Source organism: Paracoccus sp. SCN 68-21, from assembly GCF_001724535.1.
GTDB classification, from domain to species: domain Bacteria; phylum Pseudomonadota; class Alphaproteobacteria; order Rhodobacterales; family Rhodobacteraceae; genus Paracoccus; species Paracoccus hibiscisoli.
Map to the genome: position 1 here is coordinate 1 of NZ_MEES01000001.1, position 21,524 is coordinate 21,524.

General features: G+C 66.4%; 19 protein-coding genes, 1 tRNA gene and 1 pseudogene. 17 read left to right on the forward strand and 4 right to left on the reverse strand.

Annotated elements, in window-relative coordinates; all coding sequences use genetic code 11:
* Positions 1–190 precede the first annotated feature (190 nt).
* Together ABS73_RS00005 and ABS73_RS00010 are read left to right on the forward strand one after the other, a co-directional pair.
* Positions 191–2,743 carry a penicillin acylase family protein gene (locus ABS73_RS00005; protein WP_277018289.1) on the forward strand — a complete coding sequence of 851 codons (2,553 nt, stop codon included), beginning with the start codon at positions 191–193 and terminating at the stop codon, positions 2,741–2,743.
* Between the two features lie 563 nt (positions 2,744–3,306).
* Positions 3,307–4,800, forward strand: a complete 1,494-nt coding sequence (locus tag ABS73_RS00010; RefSeq protein WP_277018288.1) for a TniQ family protein — start codon at positions 3,307–3,309, stop codon at positions 4,798–4,800.
* A 230-nt stretch (positions 4,801–5,030) separates the two neighbouring features.
* Here the strand turns inward: ABS73_RS00010 and ABS73_RS00015 are convergent.
* A tRNA-Arg gene (locus ABS73_RS00015) sits at positions 5,031–5,107 on the reverse strand.
* A 108-nt stretch (positions 5,108–5,215) separates the two neighbouring features.
* On the opposite strand from ABS73_RS00015, the gene ABS73_RS00020 reads away from it, so the two are divergent.
* From ABS73_RS00020 to ABS73_RS00070, 11 genes are all read left to right on the forward strand, one after another.
* Positions 5,216–6,241 carry a LacI family DNA-binding transcriptional regulator gene (locus ABS73_RS00020; RefSeq protein WP_136856237.1) on the forward strand — a complete coding sequence of 342 codons (1,026 nt, stop codon included), beginning with the start codon at positions 5,216–5,218 and terminating at the stop codon, positions 6,239–6,241.
* Between the two features lie 44 nt (positions 6,242–6,285).
* Positions 6,286–7,095, forward strand: coding sequence for a S49 family peptidase (locus ABS73_RS00025; RefSeq protein WP_277018286.1), 810 nt, complete (start codon positions 6,286–6,288; stop codon positions 7,093–7,095).
* Between the two features lie 105 nt (positions 7,096–7,200).
* A complete protein-coding gene (locus ABS73_RS00030) occupies positions 7,201–8,124 on the forward strand; it encodes a calcium/sodium antiporter (protein WP_277018285.1) in 924 nt (307 codons plus the stop codon).
* On the forward strand, positions 8,121–8,900 hold the full coding sequence (locus ABS73_RS00035; RefSeq protein ID WP_277018284.1) for an SDR family oxidoreductase: 780 nt from the start codon (positions 8,121–8,123) through the stop codon (positions 8,898–8,900). Before ABS73_RS00030 ends, ABS73_RS00035 begins: the two co-directional genes overlap by 4 nt.
* 300 nt (positions 8,901–9,200) lie before the next feature.
* A complete protein-coding gene (uvrC, locus tag ABS73_RS00040) occupies positions 9,201–11,051 on the forward strand; it encodes an excinuclease ABC subunit UvrC (RefSeq protein WP_277018283.1) in 1,851 nt (616 codons plus the stop codon).
* A gap of 99 nt (positions 11,052–11,150) precedes the next feature.
* The gene (gene pgsA, locus ABS73_RS00045) at positions 11,151–11,783 is read left to right on the forward strand and encodes a CDP-diacylglycerol--glycerol-3-phosphate 3-phosphatidyltransferase (RefSeq protein WP_136856241.1); all 633 of its coding nucleotides are present in this window, start codon (positions 11,151–11,153) and stop codon (positions 11,781–11,783) included.
* Positions 11,773–12,024 (forward strand): MoaD/ThiS family protein, encoded by a 252-nt coding sequence (locus ABS73_RS00050; RefSeq protein WP_277018282.1) that lies wholly within the window; start codon positions 11,773–11,775, stop codon positions 12,022–12,024. Before pgsA ends, ABS73_RS00050 begins: the two co-directional genes overlap by 11 nt.
* Positions 12,024–12,458 (forward strand): molybdenum cofactor biosynthesis protein MoaE, encoded by a 435-nt coding sequence (locus tag ABS73_RS00055; RefSeq protein ID WP_277018281.1) that lies wholly within the window; start codon positions 12,024–12,026, stop codon positions 12,456–12,458. Before ABS73_RS00050 ends, ABS73_RS00055 begins: the two co-directional genes overlap by 1 nt.
* Positions 12,459–12,492: 34 nt before the next feature.
* Positions 12,493–12,999, forward strand: coding sequence for a hypothetical protein (locus ABS73_RS00060; RefSeq protein WP_277018279.1), 507 nt, complete (start codon positions 12,493–12,495; stop codon positions 12,997–12,999).
* Positions 13,000–13,070: 71 nt separating this feature from the next.
* Positions 13,071–14,441: a glutamate--cysteine ligase gene (locus ABS73_RS00065; protein ID WP_277018277.1), complete on the forward strand. Its 1,371-nt coding sequence runs from the start codon at positions 13,071–13,073 to the stop codon at positions 14,439–14,441.
* Positions 14,442–14,626: 185 nt separating this feature from the next.
* Positions 14,627–15,010, forward strand: a complete 384-nt coding sequence (locus tag ABS73_RS00070) for a hypothetical protein (protein WP_277018276.1) — start codon at positions 14,627–14,629, stop codon at positions 15,008–15,010.
* Positions 15,011–15,013: 3 nt separating this feature from the next.
* Here ABS73_RS00070 and plsY read toward each other — a convergent pair whose 3' ends face one another.
* The 3 genes from plsY to ABS73_RS00085 are packed head-to-tail and all read right to left on the reverse strand — an operon-like array spanning position 15,014 to position 17,825.
* Positions 15,014–15,589, reverse strand: a complete 576-nt coding sequence (gene plsY, locus ABS73_RS00075) for a glycerol-3-phosphate 1-O-acyltransferase PlsY (RefSeq protein ID WP_277018275.1) — start codon at positions 15,587–15,589, stop codon at positions 15,014–15,016.
* On the reverse strand, positions 15,586–16,866 hold the full coding sequence (pyrC, locus tag ABS73_RS00080; RefSeq protein WP_277018274.1) for a dihydroorotase: 1,281 nt from the start codon (positions 16,864–16,866) through the stop codon (positions 15,586–15,588). The genes plsY and pyrC overlap by 4 nt, the downstream gene beginning before the upstream one ends.
* Complete coding sequence (locus ABS73_RS00085) at positions 16,866–17,825, reverse strand: aspartate carbamoyltransferase catalytic subunit (RefSeq protein ID WP_277018273.1); 960 nt, start codon at positions 17,823–17,825, stop codon at positions 16,866–16,868. Before ABS73_RS00085 ends, pyrC begins: the two co-directional genes overlap by 1 nt.
* A 130-nt stretch (positions 17,826–17,955) precedes the next feature.
* On the opposite strand from ABS73_RS00085, the gene ABS73_RS00090 reads away from it, so the two are divergent.
* The 4 genes and pseudogenes from ABS73_RS00090 (at position 17,956) to ABS73_RS00105 (ending at position 21,445) form a co-directional block, all read left to right on the forward strand.
* Entirely contained in the window at positions 17,956–19,329 is a 1,374-nt protein-coding gene (locus ABS73_RS00090) for an MATE family efflux transporter (RefSeq protein WP_277018272.1), read from the forward strand.
* A gap of 24 nt (positions 19,330–19,353) precedes the next feature.
* Positions 19,354–19,590, forward strand: coding sequence for an Lrp/AsnC family transcriptional regulator (locus tag ABS73_RS00095; protein ID WP_277018270.1), 237 nt, complete (start codon positions 19,354–19,356; stop codon positions 19,588–19,590).
* Positions 19,590–20,690, forward strand: a complete 1,101-nt coding sequence (locus tag ABS73_RS00100; RefSeq protein WP_277018269.1) for a pyridoxal phosphate-dependent aminotransferase — start codon at positions 19,590–19,592, stop codon at positions 20,688–20,690. The genes ABS73_RS00095 and ABS73_RS00100 overlap by 1 nt, the downstream gene beginning before the upstream one ends.
* Positions 20,691–20,752: 62 nt before the next feature.
* A pseudogene (locus ABS73_RS00105) lies at positions 20,753–21,445 on the forward strand (transposase).
* Positions 21,446–21,524 lie beyond the last annotated feature (79 nt).

The following is a 21,524-nucleotide window of genomic DNA, read 5'->3' on the forward strand; positions in this document are numbered from 1 at the left end:
CCCTTGGTGACATCTGCAGCATGTTCTCACCCGAAGAATGCTGGAACTACTTCCACGCTGCAGGCTATGTGTCAGGTTAAAAGCGAAATGCTCTAGGCGCCGAACTGCCGATTTGCAGATTGTGCAAATAATCGCTTCGCGTGTGCAGCGAACTGGGGCAGGATCGTATTGGGAAAAGGGAGGAACGAAGATGTCGAAGAGAAATGCTCTTTTCGTTTTGTCAGCCACTGTTTCAGCACTGAGCATGGTGCCTGCTCATGCCGAGTTCGCGTCGGCTGTCACGCAGGAGACGCGCAGCGTGGCGGGACTAGAGCAGCCTGCAGAGATCATTATCGATCAATGGGGGGTGCCTCACATCTATGCCGGCACAGACCGCGATGCGATCTTCCTGCAAGGCTACAATGCCGCGCGTGATCGGCTGTGGCAGATCGACCTTTGGCGAAAGCGAGGATTGGGGCAGCTCTCCGAAAGTTTCGGCGAAAGCTTCGTCGATCAGGACAGAGCGGCCCGCCTCTTCTTGTATCGTGGCGATATGGAGGAGGAGTGGGCCGCCTACGGCCCCAACGGCCGGTCGAGTGCAGAGGCTTTTTCGGAGGGGGTCAATTCATATGTCCAACAGGTGTTGGATGGCGATCTGCCCACGCCGGTCGAGTTCGCCCTGACAGGCTCGCAGCCGGCGCTTTGGTCTCCTGAGGATGTGGTTCGGATCCGCAGTCACGGTCTGACCCGCAACGCCAGTTCCGAAGTATCTCGGGCGCGGATAGCCTGCGAAGAAGGTATCGAAGCTGACCGGCTGCGCCAGAAGCTGGAGCCCGAATGGACCCCGTCCATTCCCGAGGGCCTTGATCCCTGCACGATCCCGGAAGACGTGCTGGCAGATTATACGCTCGCCACTCAGAATGTGACGTTCGAGGCGCCGGATGTGGCCTCGCAAACTGAACCGGTTCCCGCCTCGGGCACTGAAACCGACGTGGACGCTGGGCCCGCACCAGACGAACTGGAATCTGCTGATCCTGCTGCGCCGGAGACCCACGAAAACAACCAAAGCTCGGGCGATCAAGAAACCCGGCTGGATCCGGCGACTTTCCTCAGGACCACGGCAGCTAATGTTCAAGAAATCGGCTCGAACAACTGGACGGTTGCTCCGTCCCGAACGGCGACCGGACGGCCGATCCTCGCCAATGATCCACACCGCGCCCATGGAGTGCCTTCGCTGCGGTATGTCGTGCATTTGAATTCGCCCGGCATGTCGGTCATCGGCGCGGGCGAGCCGGCACTTCCTGGCGTTTCGATCGGTCACAATGGCAAGATCGGTTTTGGCCTGACAATCTTTGCCGTCGATCAGGAAGACATCTATGTCTACGAGCTTAATCCGGACAATCCGGACCAGTATCGCTACCAGGACGAGTGGGTCGACATGGATGTCATGTCCGACACAGTGAATGTCCGCGATGGCGAGCCCGTGGATATCGAAATGCGGTTCACCCGTCACGGTCCGATCCTCAAGGTCGATGCAGATAACAACCGCGCATATGCCTTCCGCAGCGTCTGGTTCGAGCCCGGCACCTCAGCCTATTTTGGATCGGTCGACTACATGGGTGCGCAGAACTGGGACGAGTTTTCCAGCGCAATGGAACGGTTCTCGACACCATCCGAAAACCAGGTCTATGCCGACACGGACGGCAATATCGGGTGGATCGTCGGTGCGATCTCACCACTTCGCGAGAATTGGGACGGCCTTCTCCCGGTTCCTGGCGACGGGCGATACGAATGGGACTTTCTCGAGCGCGACAAGCTGCCTTCCTCCTACAATCCTGAAAAAGGCTGGTTCGCGACGGCAAACGAGATGAATCTGCCAGAGGATTATCCCTATGAGGATTACAAGGTCGGGTTCGAGTGGTCTGATCCTTCCCGGTATAACCGCATTGCCGAGGTTCTGTCGGAAGACGATCAGATGACGCTGGCCGGCTCCATGGCGCTTCAGAACGACGATCACAGCATGATGCAGCGCAGGGTGGTGGCTCTGATGCATGGGCTGGACCTGCCTGACACCGCATCGGCTTTAGACAACGAGGCACTGGACCTTATCCAGGATTGGGATGGGGTCACCTCCGCCGACAGTGCGGCGGCCGCGGTAGCCGAAGTGATGCTTAGCAAGCATCTTGTCAAAGTCGCGGGTCAACGCCTCCTGGGGGACGACCTGTCGACGCTTCTGGGTCGCGGTGCCATCACGTCGGTGGTCGATCTGCTGGAACAGCCCGACGCTCGCCTGGGCACGGAACCTGACGCAGCACGCGATGAGATCCTGTCTCAGGCACTGAGTGACGCCGTTGCGGAGACATCCGAGCATCTTGGGCAGAACGTCGCAGAATGGCGTTGGGGTGATCTACACAAGGGCGTCTTCACCAGTTCGGTCGCTGCGCTTGCGCCGCAGGGCTTGAGAAGCCAGCTCAATGTCGGACCGCTGTCTATGGGTGGGTCTGCCTTCAGCCCCCGTGCCGCAAGCTACAATGATGCTTTCGAAGTCACCTCAGGGGCGTCGTTCCGAATGGTTCTGGACGTCGGCAATTGGGACGAGAGCAGGTTCATCAACACGCCTGGCCAGTCCGGCGACGCGATGAGCGCCCACTACCGCGATCTCGCTCCCTTGTGGGCTGCTGGCGACTATGCTCCCTTGGTATACTCCAGAGAAGCTGTCGAGCGCGCAGCACATCACGTCATAGCACTGACGCCCGGAGACTGATCCTATGTGACGTGAGGCACTACAATGCCTCACGTCACCACATATCTGATCCTCCCATAACCCAGAATTCTGGATGGGATAGAGAAGCCACGAGAAGGACCATCTGCACGACCGCTCTGCACACTGCTCTGGAAATTACTGAATATTTAAACAAATTTACAAACCCAACCATCGCCTCAACGTTGGCAGTCATCGCTCCGCCACACGCGCGGATTATGCAGAGTGGTCGCAGAAACTGCGCGTGGTTGTGACGGACTGCTAACACACCTCATCGGATTTGAGGGCGGTAGGCTCACGCAGTCCGCACGAGCGGCTGCTTTTCCGATATTGCTGCATCTGCCTCGCCGCATTGCCGTAAGGCAGCTTTCCGCCCTTCGCGTCGCGTTACGCTTGCCAGAAACGAGGCCGATTGATCGCTTCCGCGATATAGGAAAAACGCTTAGCGGCACTGTTCAAAGGTCGCCTCCCCAACTTCGATTAGATCTTTGGAGGAAGGTCGACGCCAAGGCCCCCTTGATTCTTCGATAAGCCTGCAGGCATAGATCCGCCTTCTATCGAAGGGAGTGTCCGCATTGGCCTTGCTGCACGGAATTTCGCCTGTCGCCCGTGAAACCGTGCCGTCGCTCGTCGCCAGGCTTGCCGCGTCGAAGGGCGTATCGCTGCATCAGCTGGTGCTCGATCTGGGTGGCTCGATGAAGCGGTTGGTCAGCCAGGATCGCGAGCTGTTCGAGAACCTGATGGCTTGGGCCGGGCTTGACGATGCGGAGCTGGAAGAGCTCCTGTCCTGGACGGGCGAGCCGATCGGTGATGTCCGGATGCGCTTTCGGAACGAAATCTTCGTCTCGCGGGCGCTGCGGAACCCGGTCGTGCAAGGATGCCCCCGGTGTCTGAGGGACGATGCCATGTCAGCTCCGGAAGATCCATTGGCCGCGATGGCGATGCGCGGGCACTGGCAGATGCGCGAGATGGTGACCTGCGCCACGCACGGCGCGCTGCTGGTGCCTCTTTGGACGGCACCGCATCCGACCGCCCGGAACGATCTGACGGCCCGGCTGACCGAGATCCTGCCGACCATTCTCTCGGGCAGCCTCGACGGTCCGATGGCCACTCCAACCGGATACGATCGGTGGCTGGAACACCGGCTGGACAAGGACGAGGATACATCCTGGCTCTCGGGCCAAAGCCTCTATGCCGCGACGACCTTCTGTCGCTTGCTCGGCGGGGAACTGCTGCGCAACGACGGCCAGGATGACGCTGATCCGCAGGCTGTCCGGCATGCCTCATTGGCAGCGGGGTTCGATGTGGTGCGTCGTGGTCCCGATGCCATTCGGCACGCATTGCACGATCTGGCCGCTGGGGCGAACGGCTCTCTGGATGAGCCACAGAAGGCGTTCGGATCACTCTGGAGGGATATGCGGGACTACCATCAGGATAATGAAGCGTTCGAGCCATTTGCGGACATCATTCGAGGTGTGGTTCTGGGCACCTGGCCCATTGCGGAAGGGACCGTTCTGCTGGGACAGACGGTGTCGCAGCGAAAGCTTCACTCGGTCGGCACCGCGGCGTTTGCACTGCGCGTCGCTGAGGGGCGGTTGCGTCCATTGCTGGTCGAGGCTGGAGTTATCGCGGTTGACGATCCGCGGCCGGACAGCCGCGCCGTTTTTGACGCGCAGGCGCATGGCGGAACGCTCTGCGCGATCGGGTCGCTGGTCACGGACCAGGAGATGCGGTGCGCTGTCGGCATGACCGAGGCCGAGCTGCGCGCCCTGGAGCAGGACGGCGTCCTGCAGCCCCGGACGCGCCTTCCCGGCGCGCGGCTTCGCTGGCTGGAGGCGGATGGCAAAGCGCTTGTCGACGAGCTGAACGCGCTGGCAGACGCGAACCCGGGGTCCGCCAAATGGGAAACCATCCAGAGGGCGCAGGCCAACAGCAAGGTCACGGTGGGGCGCATCATCACCGCCATCCGGGCGCGGCAGATCCGGGTCCATGCCCCGGCAGGCAACAGGTCCTATCACGGCTTCAAGGTCTGCCGGAGCGACTTCGGTGCAATCGAGTAGCCTCCGCGACTGGTCATGCTGTTGGGAAAGTGCAGACGAGGCGGCACGCAAGACAGAGGTGCAAGTTCAGGCAGCCAAACTAGCGCCGGATTCTCCACAGCAATAAAGCATTCCATATCAGTATCTTGTGTCGATTCCACTGCAGTGCTGCAGAAACTACTTGACGCAAGGTGTGCACAGGAACTGCAAAACGTGCACTCTTATGCTTCATCGTCAACAATTGGGTTTTCTGGTGACCCCGACAGGATTCGAACCTGTAACCTGCCCCTTAGGAGGGGGCTGCTCTATCCAGTTGAGCCACGGGGCCGACCACCCGACCAATAGCCGCCCCCAAGGTCGTTTGGCAAGGCGCAGGTCGCGGTTGTGGGGGGTGCTGTCCTTCGCTAACATCGGGGTCTTACAGATCGGATGCCCCATGCTGCCCATCAGACCGCGCCGCCCGCTGACCCTTCGCGACGTCTCAGAGGCGTCGGGCGTGTCCGAGATGACCGTCAGCCGGGTGCTGCGCAACCGGGGCGACGTCTCGGCCGCGACGCGCGAGAAGGTGCTGACGGCGGCCAAGGCCCTGGGCTATGTTCCCAACAAGATCGCGGGAGGGCTGGCCAGCCAGCGGGTGAACCTGGTCGCGGTGGTCATTCCGTCCCTGTCGAACCTGGTCTTTCCCGACGTGCTGGGCGGGATATCTGCGGAACTGGACGATACCGGGCTGCAGCCGGTGATCGGGGTCACCAACTATTCCCCCGCGCGTGAGGAGATGGTGCTGTACGACATGCTGTCCTGGCGGCCGTCGGGCGTGATCCTGGCGGGGCTGGAGCACAGCCGGGCGGCGCGGGCCATGTTGCAGAATTCGGGCATTCCGGTGGTCGAGATCATGGATGTCGACGGCGAGGGCATCGACACGTTGGTGGGCATCTCGCACATCCGCGCGGGGCGCGAGATGGCCGACCGCATCCTGGCGGCGGGCTATCGGCGCATCGGCTTTGTCGGCACCCACATGCCCGAGGATCACCGCGCCCGCAAACGCCTGCTGGGCTTTGAGGAGGGGCTGGCGGCCGCCGGCATCCAGCTGGAGGCGCGCGAATACTATCAGGGCGGATCGTCCCTGCTGAAGGGCCGCGAACTGACCGAGCGTATCCTGACCCGCGCCCCGGACCTGGATTTCCTGTATTTCTCGAACGACATGATCGGGGCGGGGGGGCTGCTGCACTGCATCGACCGGGGCTATGACATTCCGGGTCAGCTAGGTCTGGCGGGGTTCAACGGGGTCGATCTGCTGGACGGGCTGCCGATGCGGCTGGCCACCACGGATGCGCGCCGCGTCGATGTCGGACGGCGCGCCGCGCGGCTGGTGTCTGGCAAGGATCGCGCGCCCGACGACCGCATCATCGCGCTGACCCCGACCTTCCTGCCGGGCGATACGATCCGCGCCATCGCGGACTGACGTCGCGCCTTGTGGGCGGGCCTGCGCCCGCCTATCTGTGTCGCATGCGTATTCCCCTTCTGTCTCGTTTCCTGGCCCGCAGGCCCCGCGTCGCGGTCATCCGCCTGTCCGGCACCATCGGTGGCGCGGGCCGGGGGGGCGGCCTGAACGACGCGGCCCTGGCGCCGCTGATCGAACGCGCGTTCCGGCGCGGCAAGCCCCTGGCCGTGGCGCTGGTCATCAACTCTCCGGGCGGATCGCCCGTGCAGTCGTCGCTGATCGCGGCGCGCATCCGTCGTCTGGCGGATGAGACGGACATTCCCGTCCACGCCTTTGTCGAGGATGTGGCCGCCTCGGGCGGCTATTGGCTGGCCTGTGCGGCCGATGACATCTGGGCCGACGAAAGCTCGATCGTCGGGTCGATCGGGGTGATCTCGGCGGGCTTCGGCTTTCACCAGCTGATCGAGCGGTGGGGGATTGAGCGGCGCGTCCATACCGCGGGCACGTCGAAATCGACGCTGGACCCGTTCCGGCCGCAGAACCCCGATGACGTGGCCCGCCTGCACACCATCCTGGAGCCCATCCACCAGGCCTTCAAGGACCATGTCCGCGCCCGTCGCGGCACCCGGCTGGCCGCCGACCGCGACCTGTTCACCGGAGAGTTCTGGGCGGGCCGCGAGGCCGTGCGCCTTGGTCTGGCCGACGGCATCGGCCATCCCGTCCCGCGGCTCAAGGCGCTCTATGGCGACAAGATCCGCTTTGAGGTCCATGGCATGCGCCGGCCGCTGCTGCGCCGCCTTGGCCTGTCCGCCGACCTGCTGCTGGACGCGGCCGAGGATCGCGCCGCGTTCCAGCAATTCGGCACGCGCGGATGATGCTGCGCGCGGTGCTGCTGTTCCTGCTGGTGATGGTGGTCATGGCGCTGGTCAGCGGGCCGGGATTCCGTCGCTTCATCAAGAAACTTCTGGGGATCAATCGTCGTGGTCGTTGAAATTCTGCTGGTCCTGGGCGGGCTGGTCCTGCTGGTCCTGGGCGGTGACCTGCTGGTCAAGGGGGCCGTGGGCCTGTCGCTGAAGCTGGGCATGACACCCCTTGTCGTAGGCCTGACGGTGGTGGCCTTTGGCACCTCGGCGCCCGAACTGCTCGTGTCGCTTTCGGCGGCGCTGAAGGGGTCCAGCGGCATCGCCATGGGCAATGTCGTGGGCTCCAACATCGCCAACGTACTGGTGATCCTGGGGGTGACCGCGCTGGTGTCGGTGATCGTGACCAAGGGGCATGACCTGCGCGAAAGCTGGGCGATGATGATCGGCGCCTCGGTGCTGATGATCGCGCTGGCCTTCACCGGAGAGATCGGCCGGATCGAGGGGATGATCCTGCTGGCAGCCCTGGCGCTGGTGCTGTGGCGCCAGCTGACCACCGGGCGCGCCGATGCGGCCGATGTGGACGGCACCACCCTGGGCGCGGGCTGGGGCCGCATCGCGCTGTGGATGGGGGCGGGGCTGGTTCTGCTGCCGGTGGGGGCGAACCTGCTGGTCAGCGGCGCCACCGACATCGCCCTTGCCTTTGGCATCAGCGAGACGGTGATCGGCCTGACGCTGGTGGCCGTCGGAACCTCGCTGCCGGAGCTTGCGGCCTCGGTCGCCTCGGCGCTCAAGGGGCGGGCGGACATGGCCCTAGGCAATGTCGTCGGCTCGAACATCTTCAACATCCTGGCGATCCTGGGCATCACGGCCGTCGTCTCTCCGCTGCCCGTCCCGCCCGAGATGCTGCGCCTGGACCTGTGGGTCATGCTGGGGGCGTCGCTGCTGCTGGCGCCGTTCCTGCTGCGCGGGTTCAGCCTGTCGCGACCCGTCGGCGCGGCCTTCGTGGTGATGTATGGCGCCTATGCCTGGGTGCTGCTGTGAGGGGTGTGGCCCTGGTCACCGGCGCGGCCCGCCGCCTTGGCCGCGCCATGGCGCTGGAACTGGCGCGGCGCGGCCATGACGTGGCCATCCATTACGCCGGTTCCGCCGATGAGGCCGAACAGACCGCCGCTGATGCCCGCGCCCTGGGCGTCGCGGCGCAGACCTTTCAGGCCGACCTGCTGGACCCGGATGCGACCGCCGCACTGATCCCGCAGGTGGCGGCGGCGATGGGGCCGCTGACGGTTCTGGTGAACAACGCCTCGATCTTCGACTATGACACGATCCGCAGCGCCACGATGGAGGGCTGGGACCGGCATCTGGGGTCGAACCTGCGCGCACCGTTCCAGCTGATCCAGGCCTTCGCCGCCCAGGCCGCCAAGGCTGCGCCGGACGAGAACGGCGAGCCGCAGGCCCGCTGCCTGGTCGTGAACATGGTGGATCAGCGGGTGCTGAAGCCCACGCCCGAATTCATGACCTATTCCTTGGCCAAGGCGGCGCTGTGGTCGCTGACCCGCACCGCGGCGCAGGCCCTTGCCCCCGACATCCGCGTGAACGCCATCGGCCCCGGCCCGACCCTGCAGGGCGCCCGCCAAAGCGCCGCGCATTTCGCCGCCCAACGTGCCGCCACCGTGCTGGGTCGCGGCGCCGATCCGCGCGGCATCACCGACGCCCTGGGCTATCTTCTGGAGGCGCGGGGCGTCACCGGGCAGCTGATCTGCGTCGATGGCGGACAGCATCTGGGATGGCGCACGCCCGACGTGCTGGGCCCGGAATAGGCCCGGATCGGGCCTGTTCGCCGATTTTGTCCACTTGACCCCGTGCCAAAGTTCCAACCTGCAGATTCCGCATGGTTTTTCTGTCTGAATCTTGCGCGGATAAAATTTTTCCAACGAAAACAACGCCCTTCCGTTCTGCCTAAAATCCGGGCAGGTTCACTAAACTGTAACGATTGCTGGCCCCGCAGGGTCATCCTCACAGGCCGCCCACAGGATTATCCACAGATTCCGTGGAAAGCTTAACGGTTGCACTTGGGTTCCGGAACTTGCAGCGGGGCCCAGAATCACCAAGTTGACGTCATGACCCAGAAAACCGGCCACGCCCTGATTCAGGATTACCTTCGCACGCTGGACAGCAGCCCCGGCGTCTATCGCATGCTGGATGCGCAGCAGGCGGTGCTTTATGTCGGCAAGGCGCGCGACCTGCGGGCGCGGGTGTCGAACTATGCCCGGTCCTCGGGCCATTCGGGGCGCATCGCGCGGATGATCCGCGAGACGGCGTCGATGATGTTCCTGACCACCAATACCGAGACCGAGGCGCTGCTGCTGGAGCAGAACCTGATCAAGCAGCTGAAGCCGCGCTACAACGTGCTGCTGCGCGACGACAAATCGTTTCCGAACATCCTGGTGGCCAAGTCCCACGATTATCCCCAGATCAAGAAGCATCGCGGCGCCAAGACGGAAAAGGGCGATTACTACGGCCCCTTTGCCAGCGCAGGGGCGGTGAACCGCACCCTGACCCAGCTGCAGCGGGTGTTCCTGCTGAGGAACTGCACCGACAGCGTCTTTGAGTCCCGCACCCGCCCCTGCCTGCTGTTCCAGATCAAGCGGTGCAGCGCCCCCTGCGTCGGCCGGATCAGCGCGCCCGACTATACCGCGCTGGTCAATGACGCGGAACGCTTCCTGCAGGGCAAGACCACGACCATCCAGTCAGACCTGGCGGCCGAGATGGCGCAGGCGGCCGAGGCCATGGAATACGAACGCGCCGCAGCCCTGCGTGACCGCATCAAGGCGCTGACCGCCGTGCAGTCGGTGCAGGCCATCAACCCCAAGGGCGTGGCCGAGGCCGATATCGTGGCGCTGCACATGGACAGCGGGCAGGCCTGCGTTCAGGTGTTCTTCATTCGCGGCAATCAAAGCTGGGGGAACCGCGATTTCTATCCGCGCCTTGGCGGGGCCGAGAGCCCGGACGAGGTGATGCAGGCGTTCCTGATGCAGTTCTATGACAACACCCCGCCGCCGCGCCAGATCCTGCTGTCCCACCCGCCCGAGGACCCGGACCTGACCGCCGAGGTCCTGTCCGAACGCGCCCGCCGCAAGGTCGAGGTCGCCGTCCCCCTGCGCGGCGAGAAATCCGACCTGGTCACCAACGCCCTGCGCAACGCCCGCGAGAGCCTGGCGCGCCGCATGTCCGAAAGCGCGACCCAGCTGCGCCTGCTGGAGGGGCTGGCCGACGCGTTCGCGCTGCCCGCCCCCCCGCGCCGGATCGAGGTCTATGACAACAGCCACATCATGGGCACCAACGCGGTCGGCGGCATGATCGTGGCGGGGCCGGAGGGCTGGATCAAGAACCAGTACCGCAAGTTCAACATCAAGGGCACCGAGATCACCCCCGGCGACGATTTCGGCATGATGAAGGAGGTGCTGACCCGCCGCTTTGCCCGCCTGCTCAAAGACGATCCCGACCGCCAGACCGAGGCCTGGCCGGACCTGCTGCTGATCGACGGCGGCGCAGGCCAGGTCTCGGTCGTCCACGAGATCATGGCCGAGATGGGGGTCGAGGACATCCCCATGATCGGCGTCGCCAAGGGCCAGGACCGCGACCACGGCAAGGAGGAGTTCCACCGCCCCGGCCAGCGCCCCTTTGCGCTGCGCATGAACGACCCGGTCCTGTACTTCGTCCAGCGCCTGCGCGACGAGGCGCACCGTTGGGCCATCGGCACCCACCGCGCCAAGCGCGCGAAATCGCAGATGGCCAACCCCCTGGACGAGATCGCGGGCATCGGCGCCGCCCGCAAGCGTGCCCTGCTGCAGCATTTCGGCAGCGCCAAGGCCGTGGCCCGCGCCGGTCTGACGGACCTGCAGGCCGCGCCCGGGATCTCGGCCGCGATGGCGCAGAAGGTGCATGACCACTTCAACACCCGCGACTGAGCGGGGACCCGGGCGCGCCGGCGGAAACCCGCGATCACGGCTGCGTCTGGGTGATGCTTGGGCCTTTCCAACCGCCGCGACAGGGACTAGCGTGCGGTCATGCGCTGGACCCTTCCGAATATCCTGACCCTGATGCGTCTGCTGGCGGCCCCCGGGGTCCCGCTGATGTTTCTGTATTTCCACCGCCCCTGGGCCGATTGGGCGGCGCTGGCGCTGTTCCTGCTGGCGGCGATCACCGATTGGTTCGACGGCTATCTGGCCCGCGCCTGGAAGCAGGAGAGCCGGTTCGGCGCCGCGATGGACCCGATCGCCGACAAGGCGATGGTGGTGATCGCGCTGGTCGTGATCACCGGCTATTCGGGCATGAACCCCTGGCTGATCCTGCCCGTGACGATCATCCTGTTCCGCGAGGTCTTCGTGTCCGGCCTGCGCGAATATCTGGGCGACAAGTCGCGTATGCTGGCCGTCACCAACCTGGCCAAATGGAAGACGACGCTGCAGATGGTCGCCATCTCGGTGCTGTTCCTGGGCACGGGGCTGACCTATGTCGAACACGGCCTGGCCCCCCGCGTGGGCGAGACGGGGCTGGTCTGGTCGGTCAGCTGGGCGGCTCTGGCCACCCACACCGGCCTGACGCTGATCTGGATCGCTGCGGCGCTGACGGCCTGGACGGGCTGGGATTACTTCGTCAAGGCGCTGCCCTATCTGAAGGAGCCCGGCCGTGACGGTTGAGGTCCTGTATTTCGCCTGGATGCGCGAACGCGTCGGGCACCCGCGCGAGACGGTCCGGACCGACGCCGCCACCCCGCGCGCCCTGATCGCCCAGCTGGCCGCCCTGTCCGAGGGGCATGCGGCGGCCTTTGCCGACGGCGCTGTCGTGCGCTGCGCGGTCGACCAGGTGCTGACCGATCTGGACGCGCCCTTGGGCCAGCCGCGCGAGGTCGCGTTCTTTCCCCCGATGACGGGCGGCTGATGGTCGCGCGCGTCCAGGCCGAACCGTTCGACCTGTCCGCCGAGATGGCGGGCTTTGGCGCGGGGGCGGGGGCGGTCGTGACCTTTACCGGCGTGGTGCGCGACGATGGCGGCGATCTGGCCGCGCTGGAGATCGAGCATTACCCCGGCATGACCGAGGCGGCGCTGCGCGATCACGGTCTGACCGCCGCCGCCCGCTTTGGTCTGAGCGACTGGCGGATCGTCCACCGCTATGGCCGCATCCCGGTGGGCGGGCAGATCATGATGGTCGCCACCGCCGCCCGCCACCGCCGCGCGGCCTTTGACGGGGCGGATTTTCTGATGGATTGGCTGAAATCGCGCGCCCCCTTCTGGAAACGAGAGATCGCGCGGGACGGCAGTGCCTCCTGGGTCGCGGCCCGTGCCGCGGATGAGGACGCGCTGTCGCGATGGTAGGCGCGGGTTCCGCCCCCTTGTCCGGCTGCGCCCCGTGATCCGGCCCGATCTGCGCGCCCTGCTGGTGCGGCATGCGGAAACGATGATCTTTGCCGGGCTGACGCTGGCGGGACTGTGGGTGGCCTTCAAAGGCGGCTGGTTCTGGGCCGTGATCGGCGGCGGTGCGGCCCTGGTCGCGGGCAGCCTGGCGCTTGGGGCGATCCGTCGCACGCCGTTCCGCCGCCCCGTCGCCGCCCCCGGCGTGGTCGAGGTGGTCGAGGGCGCGATCCGCTATTACGGCGCGACCGAGATGGGCGGAGAGATGCCCCTGCGCGATCTGGCCGAGATCCGGCTGCTGCGCCTGGATGGCCGCGCGCATTGGCGGCTGCGCAGCCTGGGCGGCGAGGCGCTGCTTGTTCCCGCCGATGCGGCGGGGGCGGGGGCGCTGGCCGATGCCTTCACCGCGCTGCCGGGTCTGGACATGGGCGCGGTGTCGGCGGCGCTGGCGCAGATCGCCCGGCAGGGCGATGCGATGCGCGCCGTTTGGCGGAGGCCGGGCTGAGGCGGCTTGACTTGGCCCGCCCGCGTTGCCACCTGTGGCCGACCGGAAACCCTTGAAAGGCCTCATCGTCCATGTCCATTCCCCAGCAGGGCGGAGGCCCCATCGAACATCGCGACCAGCTGGCCGCCTATATCGCCAGCGGCGAAAAGCCCAAGGATGCCTGGCGCATCGGCGTCGAGCACGAGAAGTTCGGCTATGACGTTGCGCGCAAGATGCCGCTGCCCTACGAAGGCCCCGTGTCGATCACGGCCATGCTGGAGGGCCTGCGCGACCGCTTCAACTGGACCCCCGTTCTGGAGGCGGGCAAGCTGATCGGGCTGGAGCGCGACGGCGCGAATGTCAGCCTGGAGCCCGGCGGCCAGCTGGAGCTGTCCGGCGCGCCCTTGGAGACGATCCACCAGACCTGTGACGAGGTGAACGGCCACCTGGCCGAGGTCGAGGCCGTCGCCGCCGATATCGGCGCGGGGTTCATCGGGCTGGGCGCCGCGCCGATCTGGTCCGCGTCGGACATGCCGATGATGCCCAAGGGGCGGTACCGCCTGATGACCGACTACATGGGCCGCGTGGGCACGCTTGGCACGCAGATGATGTACCGGACCTGCACCGTGCAGGTGAACCTGGATTTCGCGTCCGAGGCCGACATGGTCCAGAAGATGCGCGTCGCGCTGGCGCTGCAGCCGGTGGCGACCGCGCTGTTCGCCAATTCGCCGTTTCTGGACAACAAGCCCAACGGCATGAAATCCTGGCGCGCGCATATCTGGCAGAACCTGGATGCGGCGCGGACCGGCATGCTGCCCTTCGTCTTTGAGGAGGGCTTCGGCTATGAGGCTTGGGTCGACTATGTTTTGGACGTGCCGATGTATTTCGTCTATCGCGACGGAAAATACATCGACGCCCTAGGCCAGAGCTTTCGCGATTTCCTGGAGGGCCGCCTGCCGGCGCTGCCGGGTGAGGTGCCGACCCTGTCGGATTGGGCGGACCACATGACCACCGTGTTCCCCGAGGCCCGCGTCAAGAAATACATCGAGATGCGCGGCGCCGATGGCGGCCCGTGGCGGCGTCTGTGCGCGCTGCCGGCGCTGTGGGTCGGGTTGACCTATGACCAGGGGGCGCTGGATGCCGCGACCGACCTGATCAAGGGCTGGGACGCCGAGACGCGCGAGGCGCTGCGCGTCGCCGCAGGCCGCGACGGGCTGCAGGCGCAGGCGGGCGGCGTGAAGATGCATGATCTGGCCCGCGAGGTCCTGGCCATCGCCGAGGGCGGCCTGAAGGCCCGCGCCCGGTCCGGCAATGACGGGCTGGTCCCCGACGAGACGCATTTCCTGAACGCGCTGAAGGAGAGCGTCGACAGCGGCAAGGTCCCCGCCGACGAGCTGCTGGAGAAGTACCATGGCGCGTGGGACGGCGATCTGACGCGGATCTACGACGAATACTCCTACTGAGCACGGGGTTGCGTCCCGCGACGTGCCGGGGGGACTGCCGTCCCCCCGGACCCCCCTGCCCACCGCCTGCCGCCGACCTGTCCGCGACCGTGATGCACGCGAGTGTGAGCGGGCGGCCACCAGCGGTGACTTGAACTGGCCCGCTTGCGGTGGCACCCCCGTCGCAAAACCGGTGGGGGCATGTGATGCGTGGTGATGTGATGCAATGGATGGGGCGGCTGGTCGCGGTTGTATTTGGTCTGGGGGTTCTGGCGCTGATCGGGGCGGTCGTCGTGCTGATCCGGCAGGCCGAGGGCGTGCCGCCGATGCCGGTGTTCCTAGGCCTGCTGGGGATGACGTTGCTGATCCTGCTGGCGGGGGCGTGCCTGGCGCTGATCTCGATCGCGGTATCGGCGCGGCGCGGGGTTGAGGCGCTGCGCGGGATGGGCGGTGTGGCCCCTGCGGCCGTCGCCGAGGAGGAGGCCGAACCCGAGATGCAGGGGCCGCCGTTCACGCCCACGGGGCTGGCCGAGGCCATCGCCCCGCCCCGCCCCCCTCGGCCCGGGCGGGTGCTGGTGGCCGAGCGCTGAGGGCTATTTCCGGCCGATCCGCGGTTCCGTCCCGGCCAGCAGACGGCGGATGTTGGCGTGGTGGCGGATGACGATCAGCACGGCCATAAAGGCCGCCGCCGCCGCGATGTCGGGGCGTCCCAGGCCCCAGGCAAAGGCCGGGGCCAGTGCCGCCGCCAACAGCGCGCTGAGGCTGCTGATGCGGGTGACCGCCGCCGTCACCGCCCAGGTGGCGCAGGCGATCAGGCCCACGGGCCAGCATAGCGAGATCAGCGTGCCGAGGAAGGTTGCGACACCTTTGCCGCCCTTGAACCGCAGCCAGATCGGAAAGCAATGGCCCAGAAAGGCCGCGGCACCGGCCAGGACGGCGGCGGTCTCTCCGCCGAAATGGCGGGCCAGCAGGACGGCGATGGCGCCCTTGCCACTGTCCAGCAGCAGGGTCGCCAGGGCCGCGCCCTTGTTGCCCGTCCGCAGCACGTTGGTCGCGCCGATGTTGCCGGACCCGATCTGGCGCAGATCGCCCAGGCCCAGGGCGCGGGTGATGACCAGCCCGAAGGGGACGGACCCCAGTAGATAGCCGAAGATCGCCCAGAAGATCATGCGTGGTCTCCGAAAACGGGGGTGCCTGCGACCCAGGTGCCGATCACGCGCCCCTGCATCCGCGCGCCATCAAAGGGGGTGTTCTTGGATTTCGACAGCAGTGCAAAACGGTCCAGAACAAAGGGCGCGTCGGGGTCGAACAGCACCAGATCGGCGGGGGCGCCCTCGGACAGGCGCCCTGCGGGCAGGCGCAGGCGCCGGGCGGGGTTCAGCGCCATGGCGCGGAACAGCTGCGGCAGGGTCAGGCCGCCCTGGTGATACAGGCGCAGGGCCGCAGGCAGCAGGGTCTGCAGGCCGACGGCGCCGGGGGCTGCGGCCTCGAAGGGCAGGCGTTTTGATTCCTCGTCCTGGGGCGTGTGGAAGCTGGCGATGGTGTCGATCAGGCCCTGGGCCACGGCATCGACCATCGACAGGCGGTCATCCTCGGCGCGCAGGGGCGGGGTGAACCGAAAGAAGGTCCGGTAATCGCCCACGTCGAATTCGTTCAGCGTCAGATGGTGGATCGAGATCCCTGCCGTCACATCCAGCCCCGCATCGCGCGCCCGCATCAGCGCGGGCAGGCTGGCGGCCACGGTGATCTGGTCGGCGTGGTACCGCCCCCGCGTCATCGCGACCAGCGCCAGGTCGCGATCCAGACCCATCACCTCGGCCATGGGGGACACGGCGGGGATGCCATAGAGGGACGCGAACTTGCCGCTGGTCGCCACGGCGCCCGCAGACAGGGACGGGTCCTGTGGATGCCCCATGATCAGCGCGTCCAGACCCCGCGCATAGGTCATGCAGCGGCCCAGCAGCTTGGTGTCGCGCACCACGCGCACGCCGTCGGTAAAGGCCACCGCGCCCAGATCGGTCAGGAACCCGATCTCGGTCATCTCGCGGCCCTCGCGGGATTTGGTCAGGGCAGCCATGTGGCGGATGTTGACGGGCGCGTCGCTGGCGCGGCGGGCCACAAATTCCAGCGCCTCGGGGGTGTCGATGGGGGGCGTGGTGTCGGGGCGCGCGATGATCGTGGTAACGCCGCCCGCCGCCGCCGCACGGCCTGCGCTGCGAAAGCTTTCCTTGTGGCGTTCGCCCGGCTCGCCGATCTTGACGCCCCAGTCGATCAGGCCGGGCGCCAAGGCGCGGCCGCGACAGTCGATGACGGTGGCACCTTCGGGGGCGGGTTCCTCGGGCGCGCCGCGTCCGGCGATCAGGCCATCGGTGACGCGCAGGCTGCCCAGGGCGTCGGTCTGGGCCTCGGGGTCGATCAAGCGGGCGTTGTGAAAGATCAGGTCCATCACGGCTCTCCGACGGCGGTGCGGCCACGGCTGGCGCGCAGGTTGCGGGCCAGCAGGTCCAGGGCGGCCATGCGGACGGCGACGCCCATCTCGACCTGGTCCTGGATGACGCTGCGGTTGATGTCGTCAGCCAGGGTGCCGTCGATCTCGACCCCGCGATTCATCGGCCCCGGGTGCATGACGATCGCGTCGGGCGCGGCCAAAGCCAGCTTTTCGGCGTCCAGGCCAAAGCGGTGGAAATACTCGCGTTCGGACGGGATGAAGCCGCCATCCATCCGCTCTTTCTGCAGGCGCAGCATCATGACGACATCGGCACCCCGCAGTCCCTCGCGCATGTCCTCATACAGCTCGACCCCCATCTCGGAGACGCCGGCGGGCATCAGCGTCGCGGGGCCGATCAGGCGGATGCGGTTCTCCATCTTGCCCAGCAGGATCAGGTTCGACCGGGCCACGCGGGAATGCGCGATGTCGCCGCAGATGGCGATGGTCAGGCGCTGCAGGCGGCCTTTCGCGCGGCGGATCGTCAGCGCGTCCAGCAGGGCCTGGGTTGGATGCTCATGGCGCCCGTCGCCCGCGTTGATCACCGCGCAGTTCACCTTTTCCGCCAGCAGGTTCACCGCGCCGGAATGGGGGTGCCGCACGACCAGCAGGTCGGGCTGCATCGCGTTCAGCGTCAGCGCGGTGTCGATCAGCGTCTCGCCCTTTTTCACCGACGACTGCGCGACGGCCATGTTCATCACGTCGGCCCCCAATCGCTTGCCAGCCAGCTCAAAGCTGGCCTGGGTGCGGGTCGAGTTCTCGAAGAACATGTTGATCTGGGTCATGCCCGCCAGCGCGTCGGAATGTTTCACCGTGCGGCGGTTCAGGGCCGCGTATTCCTCGGCCAGGTCCAGCAGCGACACGATCTCGTCGGGCTTGAGATGGTCGATGCCCAGAAGGTGGCGGGCGCGAAAGCTCATGTCTGGCCTCGGGGTCAGGGGGTCGCGCGATCTATCGCAGATGGACCGGGGGGCGGCAAGCGTCCGGGTTTCTGCATGACGTGCAATGCGGCCCCTTGCCGCGTTTCGCGCGCGCGGATATGGCAGGGGCATGCACGCGAAGTACCGCCCCCATGTTCTTGCGACCCTGTCGTTGGGCCTGCCGCTGATCGGCAGCCATCTGGCGCGCATGGCCATCGGCGTGGGCGACACGGTGATGATCGGCTGGTACGGGGTCGAGCCGCTGGCCGCCCTGGTCATCGCCACCAGCTTCTTCCACATCCTGTTCTTTCTGGGCATGGGATTCGGCATCGGCGTCTTGGGCCTGATCGCCACCCATGTCGCCGCCGGCCGAGAGACCGAGGTCCGCCGCGGTGCCCGCATGGCGCTGTGGCTGTCGGCGGGATTCGCGCTGGCGGTCATGCCGCTGATGTGGTGGTCCGAACCGATCCTGCTGGCCCTGGGCCAGACGCCCACCGTGTCGGCGCTGGCGCAGGATTACCTGCGCATCGCGGGCTGGGGGCTGGCGGTGGTGCTGGGCCAGCTGACGCTGTCCTCCTATCTGGCCGCGTTGGAGCGGACGCAGGTGGTGATGTGGGTGACGCTGGCCGGTCTGCCGCTGAACCTGGCGCTGAACTGGGTGCTGATCTTTGGCAACCTGGGCGCGCCCGAGCTGGGCGTGCGCGGCGCGGCCATCGCCAGCGTCATCGTCCAGGTCGTCCAGCTGGCCGCCCTGATCGCCTATGCGGCCTGGGTGCCCGTCGCGCGCAAATACAACCTGTTCCAGCGGTTCTGGCGCCCGGACTGGCAGGCGATGTGGCAGATCGCCCGCATCGGCTGGCCCATCGGCCTGACCATGGTGGCCGAGGGCGGGCTGTTCGTCGCCTCGAACATTATGATGGGCTGGATCGGCACGGCGCAGCTGGCCGCGCATGGCATCGCGCTGCAGATCACCTCGATCACCTTCATGGCGCATTTGGGGCTGTCCAATGCCGCGACGGTCCGCGTGGGCCAGGCCAAGGGCCGCGGCGACCGCGCCTGGATGCGCGATGCGGCGCTGACGGTGATCTGGATGTCGCTGGCCTTTGCCGCGGTGGCCATCGCCCTCTATCTGCTGTTCTCGGAACAGCTGGTGCGGCTCTATCTGGACCCTGCCGACCCGCAGGCGCCGCAGATCGTGGCGCTTGGGGCGATGCTGTTGATGTATGCGGCGCTGTTCCAGCTGACCGACGCGTTCCAGGTGATTGCGCTTGGCTTCCTCCGCGGGGTGCAGGACACGCAGGTGCCGATGTGGATCGCGGGGTTCAGCTATTGGGTCGTGGGCATGCCGGTGGCCTGGGCGCTGGCCTTTCCCCTGGGCTTTGGCCCGGCGGGGCTGTGGCTGGGCCTGTGCGTCGGGCTGACGCTGGCGGCGGTGCTGCTGATGCGCCGGTTCTGGCGGGGCCACGCGCGCGGGGACTGGACCCGCGCCACCGCCCCGGTCTAACCTGCCCCCGAAACGAGAGGTCCCATGCGCGCCGTCTTTGTCCAGTTCCGCTGCGATCCCGGCACCACCTATCAGGTCGCCGAAGCCATCTACGACCGCGAGGTCGTGTCCGAGCTGTATTCCACCTCGGGCGATTACGACCTGATCGCCAAGGTCTACATCCCCGAGGATCAGGACGTGGGCCGTTTTCTGTCGGACCGCCTGTTCGACATCCCCCATATCAGCCGCACGCTGACCACGATGACCTTCCGCGCCTTCTGATGCGGTTTGCACCCTTGCCGGCGGGCCTGCCCGCGTCCGTCCCCTTTGTCGGCCCCGAAACGCTGGAACGCCAGCGCGGCGCGCCCTTCGCCGCCCGTCTGGGCGCAAACGAGAGCGCCTTCGGCCCCAGCCCCCTGGCCGCCCGCGCCATGCGCGAGGCCGTGGGCCAGGTCTGGAAATACGGCGATGCGCCCAGCTTTGATCTGACCCACGCCCTGGCCGACCATCACTGCATGTCCGCCGCCAACATCATGGTCGGCGAAGGCATCGACGGCCTGCTGGGCACGTTGGTCCGCCTGATGATCGCGCCGGGCGATGCGGTGGTGACGTCGGACGGGGCCTATCCGACCTTCAACTATCACGTCGCAGGCTTCGGCGGCGTGCTGCACAAGGTGCCCTATCGCAACGATGCCGAAGACCCCGAGGCGCTGCTGGACCGCGCCCACGCGACCGGCGCGCGGCTGATCTATCTGGCCAATCCCGACAACCCGATGGGCAGCTGGCACGACGGCGCGGTCATCACGGCGATGCTGGACCGCCTGCCCGACGACTGCCTGTTGGTGCTGGATCAGGCCTATGCGGAATTCGCCCCCGCCTCGGCCATTCCCGACATCGCGGCGGACGACCCGCGGGTGATCCGCATGCGGACCTTCTCCAAGGCCTACGGTCTGGCGGGCGCGCGAATCGGCTGCGCCCTGGGCGCGCCGGAACTGATCGCGGGCTTCGACCGCATCCGCAACCATTTCGGCGTGAACCGCCTGGCGCAGGCGGGCGCCCTGGCCGCGCTGGCCGATCAGGGCTGGCTGGCCCATGTCGTGGCCGAGGTCGCCGCCGCCCGCGACCGCATTGCCGCCATCGGTGCCGCGAACGGCCTGAGCGCGCTGCCCTCGGCCACCAATTTCGTGGCGCTGGACACCCATCGCGGCGGCGCCTTTGCCCGCGCCCTGATCGCCGCGCTGGCACAGCATGGCGTGTTTGCCCGCATGCCCGGCGTGGCACCGCTCGACCGCTGCATCCGCATCAGCTGCGCGCCCCTCCACGAACTCGACGTGTTCGAGGACGTGCTGCCCCGCGCCCTGTCCGACCTCGCCACACGCTAGGCTCCAGACCGTTTGATTTCGGTCTTACGGCGTGATTCAGGCGTCGCGCGGAGACCTGATCGATGAGCAATCTTTGCTGCCTGTCGGCGCTCCAATGGAGCGACCAAAACCGTTCTTTGCCAAGAGGCATCGCAAGCCCCGCGTCGATGATCGTCGCGTTCTGAGGGGTCTTCGCCCGGATTATGGTTGGCCTGGTCACCAAGTGCACCAAGCGCAAGACGACCATATTCGATGCGACCTGTCTGAAGGCGCATCGCACGGCTCGCGGCCTGCGGGAAAGCGGCCTGCGGGAAAAAAGAATGGCGCGGGCGCCAGATCTGACCCAGTTTGAGGATGAGGAAACAGTCCTGGGGACTGTTTCCGTGACAGCGGGCGGCATGAACACCCAACTGCATGCGGTCGCCGATGCCAAACGGCGGCCGATCAGGTTCTACATATCGGCCGGAAAGGTCAGCGATTACTCCGGTGCCGCGGCTCTGCTGGGCAGCCTGCCGAAAGCGGTCTGGCAGAGGCTATGACGTTGATTGGTTCAGAGAGACTTTGAAAGACAAAGGGATAAGGTCCGTATCCCCGAACGGAAGCCTCGTAAGACAGCGCTGAAATACCACAAGCGGCGCAACCGCATCAAGCTCATGCTAGGGCGTCTGAAGGATTGGCGGCGCGTCGCGACCCGATACGACCGATACCCGGAAACATCCTTCTCTGCGATCTTGCTCGCCACGACAGTCCTGTTCGGGCAACTCGATGAATCGTGAATCTCGCGCGGCCCAGCTTCTTCTTCACTGAAATATCCCCGCCGGAGGCACCCGCCCCCGCGGGCAGGTACCTCCGGCG

Coding starts and splice junctions, on each gene's coding strand:
- ABS73_RS00020 (WP_136856237.1), top strand. CDS start 5,216: ATGCTGCCCATCAGACCGCGCCGCCCGCTGACCCTTCGCGACGTCTCA.
- pyrC (WP_277018274.1), bottom strand. CDS start 16,866: ATGGACCTGATCTTTCACAACGCCCGCTTGATCGACCCCGAGGCCCAG.
- ABS73_RS00070 (WP_277018276.1), top strand. CDS start 14,627: ATGCGTGGTGATGTGATGCAATGGATGGGGCGGCTGGTCGCGGTTGTA.
- plsY (WP_277018275.1), bottom strand. CDS start 15,589: ATGATCTTCTGGGCGATCTTCGGCTATCTACTGGGGTCCGTCCCCTTC.
- ABS73_RS00085 (WP_277018273.1), bottom strand. CDS start 17,825: ATGAGCTTTCGCGCCCGCCACCTTCTGGGCATCGACCATCTCAAGCCC.
- ABS73_RS00065 (WP_277018277.1), top strand. CDS start 13,071: ATGTCCATTCCCCAGCAGGGCGGAGGCCCCATCGAACATCGCGACCAG.
- ABS73_RS00090 (WP_277018272.1), top strand. CDS start 17,956: ATGCACGCGAAGTACCGCCCCCATGTTCTTGCGACCCTGTCGTTGGGC.
- ABS73_RS00100 (WP_277018269.1), top strand. CDS start 19,590: ATGCGGTTTGCACCCTTGCCGGCGGGCCTGCCCGCGTCCGTCCCCTTT.
- pgsA (WP_136856241.1), top strand. CDS start 11,151: ATGCGCTGGACCCTTCCGAATATCCTGACCCTGATGCGTCTGCTGGCG.
- ABS73_RS00095 (WP_277018270.1), top strand. CDS start 19,354: ATGCGCGCCGTCTTTGTCCAGTTCCGCTGCGATCCCGGCACCACCTAT.
- ABS73_RS00005 (WP_277018289.1), top strand. CDS start 191: ATGTCGAAGAGAAATGCTCTTTTCGTTTTGTCAGCCACTGTTTCAGCA.
- ABS73_RS00025 (WP_277018286.1), top strand. CDS start 6,286: ATGCGTATTCCCCTTCTGTCTCGTTTCCTGGCCCGCAGGCCCCGCGTC.
- ABS73_RS00055 (WP_277018281.1), top strand. CDS start 12,024: ATGGTCGCGCGCGTCCAGGCCGAACCGTTCGACCTGTCCGCCGAGATG.
- uvrC (WP_277018283.1), top strand. CDS start 9,201: ATGACCCAGAAAACCGGCCACGCCCTGATTCAGGATTACCTTCGCACG.